Below are 15,637 nucleotides of genomic sequence, written 5' to 3'. Positions count from 1 at the left end.
GGGGTGGAATTCGCTAGGATTGGGCGGCGAGCTGCTCGGCCATCAGGCGGTGCAGCATGTTGATCGCCTTGAGCGGACGCACCATCACCTTGAAATTTGTGATGCGTCCCTCGGCGTCGAAAGTGATGATATCGACACCGTTGATCTCGATGCCGTCGATGACGTTCTTGAATTCGAGCACGGCGCCGTTGGCGCTTTTCCACTCGCCGACGTAGGTGAAGCCAGGACCGCCGAGCACCTTCTCGGCGCTCGCGAGATATTTGAAGGTGATGTCGCGGCCGCGTTGGGGCGAATGCACCACGGGGCTTTCGAACACGGCGTCAGGATGCAGCAGGTCCCACAGCGCCTTGTGGTCGTGAGACTTCATGAAGGCGTACCAGGAATCGAGGCCGGTCATGGTCAAATGCCTCCCTAGATAAAGGCCTTGGCAAAAAAGCTCGAAAACAACCCCATGCACAGTAGCGAGGGGGTTGATTCCGCTGGGTTTTTGGATCGGACTTAAGCCCCGATCTTGGGCCACCTCATATGCACATTGACGCATATGCACCAATGCGCATAAAGTCAAGTCAATTGGTCGGTACCTCTAAATGGGAGCTGGTGCCATGGCGCTGGGCGACGCGATCCTCGCATGCCTGACGGAACGTCCGATGACGGGCTACGAGCTCGCCAAGACATTCGATTCCTCGATCGGCTTCTTCTGGAAGGCCGACCACCAGCAGATCTACCGTGAGCTCTCCAAGCTGCGCGACCGCGGCTACATCCAGGGCCGGGAGGTCGTGCAATCGGGCAAACCCAATAAACTCATCTATACGCTGACTCCCGAAGGCCGAACAGCGCTGCGGCACTGGGCCGCGCGACCGAGCACGCCGCCCTCGATCAAGGACGACCTGCTGGTCCGGCTGCATGCGCTCGACAGCATCGACATCGAGCCCATGCGCACCGATCTGATGGACCGGCTGGAGCACCATCGCGACCGCCACGCCAATTACGAGCGCATCCTCAAGAAGCGTTTTCCGGAAGGGACCGCGTCGGGCGTGCTCGACCTCGGCAATCTGCTGCTGCTTCAGCTCGGCGCCCGCCACGAGCAGATGGTGGCCGACTTCTGCGAGGAGGCGCTCGACGCGCTCTCGGCGATGAGCGGCAAGGGCACGGTTGTGACGCTGGAGGACGGCAAGCGAGAGGGGAAGGGCTGAGACCGCAGCAAGATCCGTAGCCCGGATGGAGCACAGCGTAATCCGGGACCGACGCCCCGCGGCATGAATCCCGGATTTCGCTTCGCTCCATCCGGGCTACGCACCGTCGCGTGGGGCACGTCCCAGGTTCCCGCCGCCCAACTTTAAGCCACCGGCGACGCGTTCCTTAACCCGTTATTTACCGTAACAGGAAAAAGTCGGTTTTCGAGGCAGACGACCCGCGCCAAATCCGATTGTCTTTGCAACCGGCACGCGTGGGGAGACTGGAGGCGCCGGGTGGGGCGCCGGAGTCGGAACCGGACAGAGTCATGAATTCGCGCGTATCGTGGAGTGTTGACGGCATCGATCCGACCGTCCGGGAGCGGGCCGAAGCTGCTGCGCGCCGCGCCGGCATGTCACTCAACGATTGGCTGAATTCCACGCTCGGCGAAACTGCCCCGCCAAACTTTCGCGGACCTTACGATCAACGCCAAGATCAACGCCAAGATCAGCGTCAAGATCAGCGTCCGCAACAGATGCCGAACCCAATGCCGAGCCAGGAGAGTCGCGAAGTCGCCGACATCCATCAGCGGCTCGACGCGATCACCCAGCAGATCGAACGGATTTCGAAGCCTGCGGCGCCGCGCCCGGATGTGTCGCGCGAGCAGGGCGTCGCGCGCCAGCTCAACGATGCCATCTCGCGGCTCGATGCGCGCCTGTCGAAGATCTCCCGCCCGCAGCCGCAGCAACAGCCTCAGGCCCCGCGGCAGGCGGCCCCTGCCCCGTCACCCCTTGAAATGCGCCAGCGCCAGGCCGATGCGGTCGAGCGTGCCGCCGCGCAGGTCTATCGCAGCTCGCCTCCCCTGAGCCCTGCTTCGTTCGACGTCGCGGTCGCCGAGATCACGGCGCGGCAGAGCGAGCTCGACGGCTTTGCGCCGCGCCAGATGCCGCCGCGCGCCGCGCCCTCGATTGCGCCTTCTGCCGCTCCTTACGCGCCGACCATGACACCAATGGCGGCGCCGCCCGCGCCTGCCTATGCTCCGCCGCCACCGCAGCCGGGGCCGGATTTCTCGTCGCTCGAGCGCCACCTGCTCAAGATCACGAGCCAGATCGAGTCGCTGCAGCGCCCTGACAATACCGAGCAGGCGATCAACGCCTTCCGCAGCGAGCTCGCCGAAATCCGTACCGCCATCACCGAGGCGATGCCGCGGCGCGCGATCGAATCGATCGAGAACGAAATCCGCTCGCTGCACCGTCGCATCGACGAGACCCGGTCCAACGGCACCGACGGCCAGGTGCTATCCGGCATCGAACGCGCACTGTCCGACATCAAGCAGGTGCTGCGCACGCTGACGCCGGCCGAGCAGCTCACCGGCTATGACGAGGCGATCCGCAATCTCGGCGGCAAGCTCGACCTGCTCCTGCGCGCCAACGATGATCCGTCCACGGTGCGCCAGCTCGAAAGCGCGATCTCGGCGCTGCGCGGCATCGTCTCCAACGTCGCCTCCAACGAAGCGCTGGCACGTCTGTCCGAAGACGTGCAATTGCTGTCGTCCAAGGTCGACCAGGTCACCCGCGCCTCCGGCCACAGCGACAGCTTTGCGGTGCTCGAGCAGCGCATCGCTGCGCTCACCGCGGCGCTGGAAACGCGTGAACGGCCGCAAGCCACGGAGAGCACTGAGCATCTCGAAGCCGCCATCCGCGCGCTGTCGGACCGTTTCGACCGCATGCAGGTCGGCAACGACTCAGCTTCGACCTTCGCGCATCTCGAACAGCGGGTCTCGTATCTGCTGGAGCGGATCGAGGCCGCCGCCGATCCGCGCAACGGCAATCTGAGCCGCGTCGAGGACGGGCTGCACGACATCCTGCGCCATCTCGAGCGGCAGCAGGCGACCTATTCGGCTCTCGCCGAGAGCCGCAGCTCCGCGCCATCACCCGATTCCGGCGTGGTCGATCTCGTCAAGCGCGAGCTCTCCGACATCCGCTTCAACCAGGCCGAGACCAACCGCAGCACCCAGGACTCGCTCGACGCCGTCCACAGCGCGCTCGGCCACGTCGTCGATCGCCTCTCGATGATCGAGGGCGATCTGCGCGCGGTGCGCAGCGCGCCGCCGGCGCCTGCACCGCAGCCGATGCCGATGCCGATGGCCGCCCCGATGGAGCCCGCGCCGATGGCGCGCGAGCCGCGGCAGCAGGCACCGCAGCAGCCGAAATACGATCCGAAGCCCGAGCTGCCGAACCCGGCCGCCGCACAGCAGCCCGCGCAGTCCGCCTTCGTCGCCGCGCCGCGCGAATTCCACGCCGCAGCCCCCGCCGCGCCACCGCCGCCCGTGCCGATGGCCGCGCCCGTTCCGCCGCGCGCGATCAGCGAGATCCTGGAACCGCATACGGCGCCCGCGCGCGCCGCGATCGCGCCGGAGCTGCCGCCCGATCATCCGCTCGAGCCGGGCACACGGCCGGGCGGTCGCGCCGCCACGCCCTCGGAGCGCATTGCCGCTTCCGAGAACGCCATCAGCGAAATCCCGGCCGCGCCGAAGGAGCCGGTGTCGTCGTCGAGCTTCATCGCTGCCGCGCGCCGTGCAGCACAAGCCGCCGCCGCGCAACCGCCCGAGAAGCCCGCCCGCGGCGTCAAGGCCGCGATCGCAGCGCGCGCCAAGGACAAGGGCAAGGACAAGGGCCAAGCCCAGGAAGGCGGCTCGACGATCACCTCGAAGATCCGCTCGCTGCTGGTCGGCGCGAGCGTGGTCGTGATCGTGCTCGGAACCTTCAAGATGGCGATGAACCTGCTCGACGGCGGCAGCGCGCCGCCGGCCCCGCAGGCGATGGAGAATTCGGTCAGCGAGCCGGCGCCGCGGCCCGCGCCGCCCCCGGTCGAGAGCAAGCCCGCCGCGCCCGAGCAGGTCACGCCGTCGATGACCTCGCCGACGCCGATCGGGAAGCAGTCCCAGAACAATTCCGCACCGTCCCTGCCCGCAAACGCCGGCAGCTCGGCTTCGGTCGAAATCCCGCCGGCTCCGGTCGCGCCGCCGCCTGCTGCCTCCAGCGATGTCACCGGCGCGCTGTCGGGCGCCAGCCGTGCCAGGCTGAGCCTGGTCCAGGTGCCGCCGAGCGAGAAGCTGCCCGACGGCATCGGCGGCCCCGGCCTGCGCACCGCGGCGATGAAGGGCGATGCCACCGCGGCCTACGAGGTCGGCTTGCGCTTTGCGGAAGGCAAGGGCGTGGCCGCGAACTATGACGAAGCGGCAAAGTGGTATGACCGCGCGGCGCAAGCCGGCGTGGTGCCCGCGACCTTCCGCCTCGGCACGCTCTATGAGAAGGGCCTCGGCGTGAAGAAGGACGCCGACATCGCCCGCCGCTACTACACGCAAGCCGCCGAGCGCGGCAACGCCAAGGCGATGCACAATCTCGCTGTGCTCGATGCCGACGGCGGCGGACGCGGCGCCAATTACAAGAGCGCGGCGCAGTGGTTCCGCAAAGCCGCCGATCGCGGCGTCGCGGACAGCCAGTTCAATCTCGGCATCCTCTATGCCCGCGGCATCGGCGTCGAACAGAACCTCGCCGAGTCCTACAAATGGTTCAGCCTGGCGGCTGCCCAGGGCGATGCGGACGCAGCCGGCAAGCGCGACGACGTCGCCAAGCGCCTCGACCCGCAATCGCTCGCCGCCGCCAAGCTCGCGATCCAGACCTTCAGCGCCGAGCCGCAGCCCGACGATGCCGTCAACGTTCCGGCTCCGAACGGCGGCTGGGACAGCGCACCGCAGGCAAACGCCAAGCCGGCGCCGAAGCCGGTCGCGGCGAAGCGGTCGGCTTCGGCGGCGCATTAAAGCGGTTTAGGGCGCGCCCTCTCCTCTTGTCGTCGCCCGGCTTGACCGGGCGACCCAGTATTCCAGAGGCGGGCGTTAAAGAGCTCGCTCTCACGACAACGGCCGCGGCGTACTGGATGCCCCGGTCCCGGCTCCGCCAAGGCTACGCCGAGGCCACACGAGAGCGCTCGGTACGCCGAAGCTTCAGCGAAGGCGGCAAGCCGGGGCATGACGGCGGAGAATGTGGCGAACTCCTCTGCGCACAGTGATGCAGCCACCTGATCCCTCTTCGCTCATTCACCACGCCCGAATTTCCTGAGCGCGCCCGGCCTCAAATTCCGCTATTGAAAGACGCGGCAATCGTTCCGACTTTCCCGCGAGCATTCCGCGTTAGTCGTTCCGTCTCGCCGGTGCACGGTTCAATGCAGCTCTATCTCCCGATCGCCGATCTTCCGGTCAACGTCTTCCTGGTGCTGGCGATGGGCACGGCGGTCGGCTTCGTCTCCGGCATGTTCGGGATCGGCGGCGGCTTCCTGATGACGCCGCTCCTGATCTTCATCGGCATCACGCCGGCGGTCGCGGTCGCCTCCGTCGCGAGCCACATCGCGGCCTCCTCCTTTTCCGGCGCGCTGTCCTATTGGCGGCGGCGCGCGATCGATCCGGCGCTGGCGAGCGTCTTGCTCTGCGGCGGCGTGACCGGGACGGCGCTCGGCGTCTGGACGTTCACGCAGCTCCGCGCCCTCGGCCAGCTCGACCTGATGATCGCGCTGTCCTATGTGGTGCTGCTCACCACGGTCGGCAGCCTGATGTTCTCCGAAGGCCTGCGCGCGCTGATGCGAACCCGGCGCGGCGCGGTGCCGCCACGGCGCGCGCACAACTGGATCCACGGCCTGCCGCTGAAGATGCGGTTCAAGCGCTCGAAGATCTATCTCTCGGTGATCCCGGTCGTGATCGTCGGCATCGTGATCGGCTTCATCGGCGCCATCATGGGCATCGGCGGCGGCTTTATCCTGGTGCCGATCATGATCTATCTGCTGCGGGTGCCGACCTCGACGGTGATCGGGACCTCGATGGTTCTCACCCTCGTCACCATGCTGTTCGCGACCATGCTGCACGCGGTGACCAATCACCTCGTCGATGCCGTGCTGGCGCTGATCCTGATGGTCGGCGGCGTCACCGGCGCGCAGTTCGGCGCCCGCGCCGGCCAGAAGATCCGCGGCGAGCAGTTGCGGCTGCTGCTCGGGCTGTTGATCCTCTCGGTCGGCGTCCGCTTCGCGATCGAGCTGGTGATCCGGCCCGAGGATCTCTTCACCATCCGCGAGTTAGGGGTGAGCGGATGATGCGCGCGCTTCTCGCAGGCCTTCTCATTCTGCTGCTCGGCTCCGCCGCGCAGGCCGAGCGGCTGATCGTGTCGGTCTCCAACCACCGCGTCACGGTGACGCCGAATTATTCCGGCGAGGAGCTGGTGCTGTTCGGCTCGGTCGAGAAGGACCCGAGCACGCCCGCCGATCGCACGGCCTACGATCTCGTCGTCACCGTGATGGGCCCGCGCGCCGACATGGTGACGCGGCGCAAGGAGCGCAAATTCGGCATCTGGATCAACACCGATTATCGCCAGTTCCTGGAGGTGCCGAGTTATCTGGCGCTGTTCGCCAACCGGCCGTTCGACGTCATCACCTCGCCCGAGATCGCGCGGCGGCAGCAGATCGGGCTGAACAACGTGCTGCTGACCCAGCGCGTCAGCGGCGACTATGCCGACGTGGTGCCGAATGACGCCTTCCGCTCGGCCTTCATTCGCCTGCGCACCCAGCGCGGCCTCTATCGCGAGGACGCGAGCGCAGTGACGTTCCTGACGCCGACGCTGTTCCGCACCGGCATTCCGCTGCCGGCGGAGGTGCCGATCGGCACCTATGAGGTCGAGATCAAATTGTTCGCGAATGGCGCCTTGATCACCAAGACCGAGACCGCCTTCGAAATCGTCAAGGTCGGCTTCGAGCAATTCGTCGCGACGACCGCGCGGCAGAACGGGCTGATCTATGGCCTCGCCGTCGCGGCCATGGCGCTGATGACGGGCTGGATGGCGTCGATCGTTTTCAGGAAGGATTGAGGGCTCCACTCTCGTCGTCGCCCGGCTCGACAAGGTGGCCTCGACGCGTAGCCCTCCCTAGCCTTGGTGGCTACGACGACAGTCGCCAGCTTCTGTTGATAAGTTTCCGCAAAGCTTGCTGTTAAATCGCGAACTTGATCAACTGCAACCACGGCTTGCGGATAGATTTTTCTGTTGTGCTTCGCGACAGTTGATATGGTTGCCAGCGGCAATGCGCGCTCCTTGCAGATCGCTATGATTGGGCGGAACATCTGGCGTACGAGTATCCGCAAGCCGGTTTTTCATGACTTCTAGGCTATCTCAGCTAAAAGGCGCGAAGTCGCTCCCGCAATTGGCGCGCGTCTTGGGTGTCCAGCCCCACGGCCTCTCCTACGTACTTTACTGGCTGACGGACGATCAAAAGTACGAAAGCTTCACTATCCCCAAGCGACGCGGTGGACGGCGATCAATCACGGCGCCAAAGACGCATCTGAAGATGATCCAGACTAAGCTCGCCAAGTATCTTCTGGACATACATGTCGAGCTTGAGGATGGACGATCGAAGAGGCAGTGCAGGCTGTCACACGGTTTCAAGCGTGGATAACACCGTCTGCAGATTCCGCGAGCTGTGGTAGCTTCCAATCTCTCCCTCAACGCGGGTGACGCATTGTGGCTGACGAATACGATGATAGGAAAATGTTCTTCCAACGGAGGACAGACAAGACGATCATAAGTCGTCGTTTCCAGAGCGGGCTCGCTGGCGACAAGATGCGGATCGCCTCCCACATCATCGATGGTAAGCCAGGCCTGAGATTCGCTACGGTCGAGAACGAAGCCGTTTTGCGCGAGACGCCGGGTGGCCGCTATCAGATAAAGGCCGCGTTCCTTGAAGACGATCGGTCAATTCGGTCTCTCACGATCCAACGATACAATAAGACCGGGCCGCAAGATCGGCAGCATTTCACCTTCGTGGGAAACGAGATCGACACGCTCATCGACTTCATCGCTGGCGTGAGAACAATACAATTTGACGGCGCCGCCAAAGTTCACCTGACGGATGAGGTTCTCCGTGAGATCATTCTAGATCAAGGTCAAGCCCGGAAAATTTTTGAAAAGAACTCTGAATTGTTCTTGGAACTGGCGCAGCAGGAGCACGTAACCCGCGACCTTGTAGCCGTTGGCTATCGCCGAAGGCAACTTCGTCATTTCGAAGCCTTGCTTCAAGATGAAGATTTCTTCGAGAGTGAAAGGAGCAGACTTCAGTGCAAACCGGAAGATGTTTGGCAGAAATTCTTCGAAGCGAATACGTGGATATTTGGATACGGCCTGTCGTATCAATTCATGTCGCAACTGGATGAACGCAAACTGGAGCAGATTGTTCGAGGACGCGATTTAGGAGGCGCGGGCAAGCGGTCGGACGCGCTCATGAAGACACGCGGCATCGTAAATTCTCTTTGCTTTGTTGAGATCAAAAGACACGATACGCCTCTGCTCGGCAAAAGCACATATCGGCCAGACGTTTGGTCGCCGTCCGCAGATTTAGCGAGCGGCGTCTCTCAGATACAGACGACCGTTCATGCTGCCGTCGAGGCGATCGGGCACAAGCTTCTACCGCGTGACGACTTCGGTGATCCGACTGGGGAGGTGCTGTTCAATATCGAGCCGCGCTCCTGCCTTGTCATTGGCTCGCTAGGACAGTTTCAGACCGCGAACGGTGTGAACATTCCAAAGTTTCGGTCCTTCGAACTCTATCGCCGGAATACTTGGCGACCCGAAATCGTAACTTTTGACGAACTGCTGCAGCGAGCACGCTTTATTGTCGATCATGGGAGCGATTGAATACATCGATAGCACGCTTAGTGCTGGGCATGAGGCTACGGCGCCTCGATCACCGTCGGCACGCCCGGCTCCAGCAGCCGCAGCCGCGTCCCGAAGCCGAGCACGTCGAACGTCTTGCGCAGGTCCTCGCCGTTCTGGCGGAAATGCGCCCAGCCTTCGGTATGCAGGGGCACGATCATCGCATCGGGAAAGGCGCGCGCGGTCTCGATGGTGTCGTTGGTGTCCATGGTGAGATGGAACGGCCCGCGCGTCTGCGCGGCGCCCGCGAAAGGCAGCACCACGCCGCATTTGAAGCGGCGCGCGACCTCGGCGACGCCGTCGAACCAGGTGGTGTCGCCGCTGATGTAGACGGAGCTGGTATCCTTCCGGCTCGAGGTCACCACGAAGCCGATCACGTCGCCCGACAGCGGCTCGATGCCGGCCGGGCCGTGACGCGCCGGCGTTGCGGTGATCGTCAGCGTGTTGCCGTCGTCGTCCTTCAGATGCGCGGTCGCCCAGGGCGCGAGCCCTTCGACATGACCGCCGAGGCGCTTGGCGCCGGCCTCGGTCGTCAGCGCGCGCTTGGCTTTCAGCAGATAGTCGCGGCCGGAATTGTCGAGATTGTCCGAGTGCTGGTCGTGGCTGAGCAGCACGGCATCGATCGGGCCGATCGCGTCGGCCTTGAGCGCGGGTCCGACCGTCTTCTCCAGCTTCACATGCGGAAGCTGGTAGGCGCCGGGTGCATCGAAGGTCGGATCGGTGAGCAGGCGGAAGCCGTCGATCTCGATCAGCGCCGTGGGGCCGCCGATCAGCGTGATGGCGATGGGCATGAGACAACTCCTCTTACGCGACCGGCTTGGCCGGCCGCGTCACCAGGTAAATGCCGAGCGCCACTGGAATGATCCCCAGCAGGTCACGGGCCTCGACATGCTCGCCGAGCACGATGAAGGCGAACAGCATGCCGAGCGGCGGCATCAGGAAATGATAGGCGCTGGCAGCGGTCGCGCCACACACTTTCAGGAGATGAAACCAGAGCCAGTAGGCCAGGATCGAGCCGCCCAGCACGAGGAAGGCGAAAGCGCCGATCAGGCTCGGCGTGAAGTCGATCGCATGGACGTCGGCGAAGGTGAGCGCGACTGGCGTCAGCACGATGCCGGCGGCGAGATTCTGCACGCCGTTGCCGATCCACAAGGACCCCTTCGGCGCGAGCAGCTTGAACAGGATCGTGCCGGCGACGATGGAGGCGAGCGAGGCCAGCGTGAAGACGATGCCGTGAAGACTATCGGTGCCGACCGCGAGGCGATGCCAGACGATCAAGGTGACGCCGATGATGCCGAGCAGAAGACCGCTCGCCTTGCGCCAGGTCATGCCCTCGCCAAGCAGCAGCGCGGCGAGCGCAGCGGTGAACACCGGATTGGCCGAGACGATCAGACCGCCGAGGCCGGCGGAGACCGATTGGAGGCCGGTGTAGCCGAGCCCGAGATAGAGCGCGTTGTTGGCGATGCCGAGCACGGCGAAGATCGCGGCATCGCGCCAGGACAGCGACCAGTCGTCGCCACGAACCAGCGTGGCCCCGAGGATCAAGATGCCCGCGAGCGAGAAGCGCGCGGCGAGCAGGATCAGCGGCGGGCAATGGGTGACGCCGATCTTGCCGGCGACGAAGGCATAGCTCCAGAGCAGGCAAAACAGGCCGATGGCGAGCGGCAGCGTGTTGAAGCGGCTCCGCGGGGCGGGAAGCGAGGTGGCGAGGGACATGAGGGCATTCTCGGATGTTTTCTTCTGGCCCTCGATCTAGGGAGCCGGCTTGTCATTTGGAAATTAAATGATTAACTGCGGATCAGTGGATTTTCGAATGGAGGCTGAGATGCTCGATCTGGAGCTCCTGCGCAGCTTCGTCTCGGTGGTCGAGGCCGGCGGCTTCACCCGCGCCGGCGAGCGCGTCCACCGCACGCAATCGACCGTGAGCCAGCAGATCAAGCGGCTGGAGGAGGATGTCGGCCAGGTGTTGCTGCACCGGGACGGCAAGGACGTGCGCCCGACCGAGGCCGGCGAGCGGCTGCTGTCCTATGCGCGGCGGCTGCTCACGCTCGCCGAAGAGGCGCGCGACGTGCTGCGCGAGCCCGACAGCGAAGGCGCGATCCGGCTCGGCATCCCCGAGGATTTTGCGGCGTACCGGCTGGCAAAATTGCTCGGTGCGTTCTCGCGCTCGCATCCGGGCCTGCGACTGGACGTGCGCGCCGACCAGAGCAAGAACCTCGCCCGCGATCTCGAACGCGGCGAGCTCGACCTTGCGCTGTTCAAGCGCGAGGCCGGCGCAAAGGGCGCGATCGCGGTGTGGCCGGAGCGGGTGCACTGGGTCACCAGCAAGAGTCATCCGGCCGACGTCAACGCATCGTCAGTGCCGCTGATCGGCTTTCCGCTCGGCTGCCTCTACCGCGCCGGCGCCATCCATGCGCTGGAAAGCGCCGGGCGCGCCTGGCACATGGCCTATTCGTCATCGAGCCTGGCCGGCATCCAGGCCGCGGTCGCCGCCGGCATGGGCCTCAGCATTTTGTCCGAGATGTCGATCCAGTCCGATCATCGCGTGCTGACCGCGAAGGACGGCTTTGCACCGATCAACCGGACCGAGGTGGCGCTGATGGCCTCACCGGATGCAAGCCCGGCGACGCTGCGCCTTGCCGATCGGCTCGCCGAATTTTGCGATGCGGTGCAGGCGAAGGCGGCCTGAGCTCGCGCCTCAGTTCGCCACCAGCCTGTCGCCGCAGGCATTTGCGTAGAACTTGCCACCGCATTGGCGCTTGATGGCGGCGCAGCGGGCGGCGGGGGAGGCGTTCTGCGGGACGGTGAAGCTGCAGGTCAGGCCATCGGCGCTGCGGCCGGAATTGCCGGCGGCGAACGCGGCGCTGGACGCGGCGATGCAGACGACGAGCAGAGCCGCGGCGGCGATTTCGATCAGCAGTCGCGTCAGCAGTCCCGTCTCCAGTCTCATGGACTTCCTCCACACTGATGGCTGAATCTGCCTGCAATCTAGCACCCAATCCCGGTTTCTCCGTGCTCGTCCGGGTTCCCAAAGCGGCCCGTTCCTTGCATAATTTTACGCCAGCGCAGTGCACGGCCGCACCAGCGATGGTTCCGGTGCAGGGGCAAGACGCTTAGGGTGAGTGGTGTTTTCGCGACCAGGAAGTGACCGCCTTGCAAGATCAATCGTTCCAGCCAAATTTGCCCGCCTCTGACCAGCCCATCGACGAACTGGCGCTGGCCGAGATCAAGGGCGCGATCCTGGCGAAGCTGCGCCTTGCCATCGGCAAGGACGCCGGCATGGCGACCAAGCACGACTGGTACCAGGCCGCCGCGCTGGCGCTGCGCGACCGCATCGTGCATCGCTGGCTCACGGCCGAGAAGCGCAGCTACGACGCCGGCCGCAAGCGCGTCTATTATCTCTCGCTCGAATTCCTGATCGGCCGTCTCTTCTCTGACGCGCTGAACAATATGGGCCTGCTCAAGATCTTCGACGTCGCGCTCGGCGATCTCGGCGTCTCGCTGCCCGAGCTGCGCAAATGCGAGCCTGACGCGGCGCTCGGCAATGGCGGCCTCGGCCGCCTCGCCGCCTGCTTCATGGAGAGCATGGCGACGCTGTCGATCCCCGCGATCGGTTACGGCATCCGCTACGATTACGGCCTGTTCCGCCAGATCATCAATCAGGGCTGGCAGCAGGAATATCCCGACGAATGGCTCGGCTTCGGCAATCCCTGGGAATTGCAGCGGCCCGAAGTGATCTACGACATCAATTTCGGCGGCGGCGTCGAGCATGTCGACGACAAGGGCCGCGACCGCGCGATCTGGCATCCCGGCGAGACCGTGCAGGCGATCGCCTATGACACGCCGATCGTCGGCTGGCGCGGCCAGCACGTCAACGCGTTGCGGCTGTGGTCGGCGCGCTCGCCCGACCCGCTCAAGCTCGACGCCTTCAACAAGGGCGACTATGTCAGCGCCAGCGCCGAACAGTCGCGCGCCGAAGCGATCTGCAAATTCCTCTATCCGAACGACGAGAGCCCGGCGGGCCGCGAGCTGCGGCTGCGGCAGGAATATTTCTTCGTCTCCGCCTCGCTCCAGGATCTGGTCAAGCGGCACCTCTCCTCGGATGGCCAGTTGCGCAGCCTGTCGTCCAAGGTCGCGGTGCAGCTCAACGACACCCATCCGAGCCTTGCCGTCACCGAGTTGATGCGCATCCTCGTCGACCTCCACAATTTCCGCTGGGACGAGGCCTGGAAGATCACGGTCGCCACCCTCTCCTACACCAACCACACGCTGCTGCCCGAGGCGCTGGAGACCTGGCCGGTCGAGCTGTTCGAGCGGCTCTTGCCGCGGCATCTCGAGATCATCTACCGCATCAACGTGCAGCATCTGGCGCTCGCCGAAGCGCGCGCGCCCGGCGACATCGACTTCCGCGCCTCGGTCTCGCTGATCGACGAGAAGAGCGGTCGCCGCGTGCGCATGGGCCAGCTCGCCTTCGTCGGCTCGCACCGCATCAACGGCGTCTCGGCGATGCATTCGGATTTGATGCGCGAGACCGTGTTCCACGACCTCAACCATCTCTATCCCGGCCGCATCACCAACAAGACCAACGGCATCACCTTCCGCCGCTGGCTGATGCTGGCGAACCCGAAGCTGACCGATCTGTTGCGCGAGACCTGCGGCGAGGCCGTGCTCGACGACCCGACCCAGCTTTCGCTGATCGAGGCGCGCGCCAGCGACGTCGAATTCCAGAAGAAATTCCGCAGCGTCAAACACCACAACAAGACCGCGCTGGCGCGCCTGATCGGCGAGCGGCTCGGCATCAAGGTCGACCCGGGCGCGCTGTTCGACGTGCAGATCAAGCGCATCCATGAATACAAGCGCCAGCTCCTCAACGTCATCGAGACGGTCGCGCTGTACCAGTCGATCAAGGACGATCCCAACGGCAATTGGGTGCCGCGGGTGAAGATCTTCGCCGGCAAGGCGGCGGCGAGCTACCGCTACGCCAAGCTGATCATCAAGCTGATCAACGACGTCGCCGAGGTCGTCAACAACGACCCCGCGATCGGCGGCAAGCTGAAGGTCGTCTTCCTGCCCGACTACAATGTCAGCCTCGCGGAAGTGATCATTCCGGCGGCCGATCTGTCCGAGCAGATCTCGACCGCCGGCATGGAAGCTTCCGGCACCGGCAACATGAAGCTGGCGCTCAACGGCGCCATCACCATCGGCACGCTCGACGGCGCCAATATCGAGATTCGCGACCATGTCGGCACCGAGAACATCGCGATCTTCGGCATGGAGGCCGGCGACGTCATGATCCGGCGCAAGCAGGGGCTGGATGCCTCCGACGTGATCCGCAATTCGCCGAAGCTGCAGCGCGCCATCAACGCGATCGGCGCCGGCGAATTCTCGCCTGGCGATCCCGGCCGCTTCGAATCGATCGCGCATGCGCTGCGCTATCTCGACCATTACATGGTCAGCGCCGATTTCGATTCCTATTACGAGACGCAGCGCGCGGTCGATGCGCGCTGGCAGGTGGCACCGGCCTGGACGCGCGCCTCCATCCTCAACGTCGCGCGCATGGCGTGGTTCTCCTCGGACCGCACCATCCGCGAATATGCCGAGGAGATCTGGAACGTGCCGGTCAATCCGACCACGCCGCTGCTACCGAATCTGCGCGACGTCGCCGGCTGATATTTCCGCGGCGTGAAATCGGCGCTACCTGCGAGGTTATTGCATCTCACGAGCCTGATGATGATATGACTATCATCATCCCCAGGGCGGTGTCGGTGATCCGAACGCCGTCGCCTCAAACGCCGTCATTGCGAGCGCAGCGAAGCAATCCATGTTCTTTCCGCGGGGACAGTCTGGATTGCTTCGCTGCGCTCGCAATGACGGTGGGGTCGGCATCGAGGACCAAAAATGCACGCCAAGCTCCCGCATCCGTTCGACGACGCCACGCGCATCACCGCCGGTGACAGCAGCTGGCAGGGGCACACCAGCGACGATTACTGGGCCTTTGTCGGCCCGTTCGGCGGCGCTACCGCCGCGACGATCCTGCGCGCGCTGATCGAACACCCGCAGGCCGCCGGCGATCCGCTGGCGCTGACCGTCAATTACTGCGCGCCGATCGCCAAGGGCCCGTTCGACCTCGACATCCGCCTGGTGAAGGCCAATCGCTCCAGCCAGCACTGGAGCGTCGAACTGTCGCAGGGCGGCGGCGAGGTTGCCACACTCGCCACCGCCGTGTTCGCCGAGCGCCGGCCGTCCTGGGAGCACAGGGTGGCGCAATATCCGGAGACAAAGCCGTTCGAACAGACGCTGCCGTTCCCCAAGATCGCGGCATCGTGGGCCAACCAGTACGAATTCCGCTTCGTCGAGGGCGAGATGCGGCTCGGCCCGCCGCAGGCCGAGCTTGCCAGCACCTATTCGAAAATCTGGATCAGCGATCGCACGCCGCGCAGGCTCGACATGCCGTCGCTGATGTCGATGTCGGACGCCTTCTTCGGCCGCATCTTCCACGCGCGGCGCGAGCTGGTGCCGTTCGGCACGGTGTCGCTGACGACCTATTTCCACACCGACAGCGAAGAGCTCGCCGCCGAGGACATCACGCGCGTGCTCGCGACGGCCGATTCCAAGATCATGCACAAGAGCTACGCCGACCAGAACGCCGAACTGTGGTCGCCGAACGGACGGCTGCTCGCGACCACGACGCAGATCGCGTATTTCAAGGCGTGACTGCT

The 15,637-nt window shown here is 64.8% G+C and carries 12 protein-coding genes; 8 read left to right on the top strand and 4 right to left on the bottom strand.

Features of this window, described 5'->3' with window-relative positions; genetic code table 11:
• Positions 1–13: 13 nt before the first annotated feature.
• Positions 14–397, bottom strand: a complete 384-nt coding sequence (locus tag VGR99_RS29115; protein WP_326903396.1) for a nuclear transport factor 2 family protein — start codon at positions 395–397, stop codon at positions 14–16.
• Positions 398–602: 205 nt separating this feature from the next.
• Here VGR99_RS29115 and VGR99_RS29110 point away from each other — a divergent pair, with 205 nt between their 5' ends.
• The 5 genes from VGR99_RS29110 (at position 603) to VGR99_RS29090 (ending at position 8,900) form a co-directional block, all read left to right on the top strand.
• On the top strand, positions 603–1,193 hold the full coding sequence (locus tag VGR99_RS29110) for a PadR family transcriptional regulator (protein ID WP_326903395.1): 591 nt from the start codon (positions 603–605) through the stop codon (positions 1,191–1,193).
• A 308-nt stretch (positions 1,194–1,501) separates the two neighbouring features.
• A complete protein-coding gene (locus tag VGR99_RS29105) occupies positions 1,502–4,996 on the top strand; it encodes a hypothetical protein (protein ID WP_326903394.1) in 3,495 nt (1,164 codons plus the stop codon).
• A 401-nt stretch (positions 4,997–5,397) separates the two neighbouring features.
• Positions 5,398–6,315: a sulfite exporter TauE/SafE family protein gene (locus VGR99_RS29100; protein ID WP_326903393.1), complete on the top strand. Its 918-nt coding sequence runs from the start codon at positions 5,398–5,400 to the stop codon at positions 6,313–6,315.
• Positions 6,312–7,082 carry a TIGR02186 family protein gene (locus VGR99_RS29095; RefSeq protein ID WP_326903392.1) on the top strand — a complete coding sequence of 257 codons (771 nt, stop codon included), beginning with the start codon at positions 6,312–6,314 and terminating at the stop codon, positions 7,080–7,082. Before VGR99_RS29100 ends, VGR99_RS29095 begins: the two co-directional genes overlap by 4 nt.
• Positions 7,083–7,730: 648 nt before the next feature.
• On the top strand, positions 7,731–8,900 hold the full coding sequence (locus VGR99_RS29090) for a Shedu immune nuclease family protein (protein WP_326903391.1): 1,170 nt from the start codon (positions 7,731–7,733) through the stop codon (positions 8,898–8,900).
• A gap of 35 nt (positions 8,901–8,935) precedes the next feature.
• Here VGR99_RS29090 and VGR99_RS29085 read toward each other — a convergent pair whose 3' ends face one another.
• Together VGR99_RS29085 and VGR99_RS29080 are read right to left on the bottom strand one after the other, a co-directional pair.
• Positions 8,936–9,709 carry an MBL fold metallo-hydrolase gene (locus tag VGR99_RS29085; protein ID WP_326903390.1) on the bottom strand — a complete coding sequence of 258 codons (774 nt, stop codon included), beginning with the start codon at positions 9,707–9,709 and terminating at the stop codon, positions 8,936–8,938.
• Between the two features lie 13 nt (positions 9,710–9,722).
• On the bottom strand, positions 9,723–10,634 hold the full coding sequence (locus VGR99_RS29080; protein ID WP_326903389.1) for a DMT family transporter: 912 nt from the start codon (positions 10,632–10,634) through the stop codon (positions 9,723–9,725).
• A gap of 109 nt (positions 10,635–10,743) precedes the next feature.
• On the opposite strand from VGR99_RS29080, the gene VGR99_RS29075 reads away from it, so the two are divergent.
• Positions 10,744–11,607, top strand: a complete 864-nt coding sequence (locus tag VGR99_RS29075) for a LysR family transcriptional regulator (RefSeq protein WP_326903470.1) — start codon at positions 10,744–10,746, stop codon at positions 11,605–11,607.
• 9 nt (positions 11,608–11,616) lie between these two features.
• On the opposite strand, the gene VGR99_RS29070 is transcribed toward VGR99_RS29075, so the two are convergent.
• Positions 11,617–11,868 carry a hypothetical protein gene (locus VGR99_RS29070; protein ID WP_326903388.1) on the bottom strand — a complete coding sequence of 84 codons (252 nt, stop codon included), beginning with the start codon at positions 11,866–11,868 and terminating at the stop codon, positions 11,617–11,619.
• Between the two features lie 203 nt (positions 11,869–12,071).
• Here VGR99_RS29070 and VGR99_RS29065 point away from each other — a divergent pair, with 203 nt between their 5' ends.
• Both VGR99_RS29065 and VGR99_RS29060 read left to right on the top strand, forming a co-directional pair.
• Positions 12,072–14,588 (top strand): glycogen/starch/alpha-glucan phosphorylase, encoded by a 2,517-nt coding sequence (locus VGR99_RS29065; protein ID WP_326903387.1) that lies wholly within the window; start codon positions 12,072–12,074, stop codon positions 14,586–14,588.
• Between the two features lie 228 nt (positions 14,589–14,816).
• On the top strand, positions 14,817–15,632 hold the full coding sequence (locus tag VGR99_RS29060) for a thioesterase family protein (RefSeq protein ID WP_326903386.1): 816 nt from the start codon (positions 14,817–14,819) through the stop codon (positions 15,630–15,632).
• The last annotated feature ends 5 nt before the right edge of the window (positions 15,633–15,637 follow it).

The sequence above is a fragment of the Bradyrhizobium sp. genome, from assembly GCF_035935975.1.
Classification (GTDB): domain Bacteria; phylum Pseudomonadota; class Alphaproteobacteria; order Rhizobiales; family Xanthobacteraceae; genus Bradyrhizobium.
This window is presented reverse-complemented; position numbering and strand designations above follow the sequence as displayed.

What these genes read in the sequence shown, in the direction of transcription:
- VGR99_RS29115 (WP_326903396.1), bottom strand. Translation starts at nt 397, where the DNA reads ATGACCGGCCTCGATTCCTGGTACGCCTTCATGAAGTCTCACGACCAC.
- VGR99_RS29110 (WP_326903395.1), top strand. Translation starts at nt 603, where the DNA reads ATGGCGCTGGGCGACGCGATCCTCGCATGCCTGACGGAACGTCCGATG.
- VGR99_RS29105 (WP_326903394.1), top strand. Translation starts at nt 1,502, where the DNA reads ATGAATTCGCGCGTATCGTGGAGTGTTGACGGCATCGATCCGACCGTC.
- VGR99_RS29100 (WP_326903393.1), top strand. Translation starts at nt 5,398, where the DNA reads ATGCAGCTCTATCTCCCGATCGCCGATCTTCCGGTCAACGTCTTCCTG.
- VGR99_RS29095 (WP_326903392.1), top strand. Translation starts at nt 6,312, where the DNA reads ATGATGCGCGCGCTTCTCGCAGGCCTTCTCATTCTGCTGCTCGGCTCC.
- VGR99_RS29085 (WP_326903390.1), bottom strand. Translation starts at nt 9,709, where the DNA reads ATGCCCATCGCCATCACGCTGATCGGCGGCCCCACGGCGCTGATCGAG.
- VGR99_RS29080 (WP_326903389.1), bottom strand. Translation starts at nt 10,634, where the DNA reads ATGTCCCTCGCCACCTCGCTTCCCGCCCCGCGGAGCCGCTTCAACACG.
- VGR99_RS29075 (WP_326903470.1), top strand. Translation starts at nt 10,744, where the DNA reads ATGCTCGATCTGGAGCTCCTGCGCAGCTTCGTCTCGGTGGTCGAGGCC.
- VGR99_RS29070 (WP_326903388.1), bottom strand. Translation starts at nt 11,868, where the DNA reads ATGAGACTGGAGACGGGACTGCTGACGCGACTGCTGATCGAAATCGCC.
- VGR99_RS29060 (WP_326903386.1), top strand. Translation starts at nt 14,817, where the DNA reads ATGCACGCCAAGCTCCCGCATCCGTTCGACGACGCCACGCGCATCACC.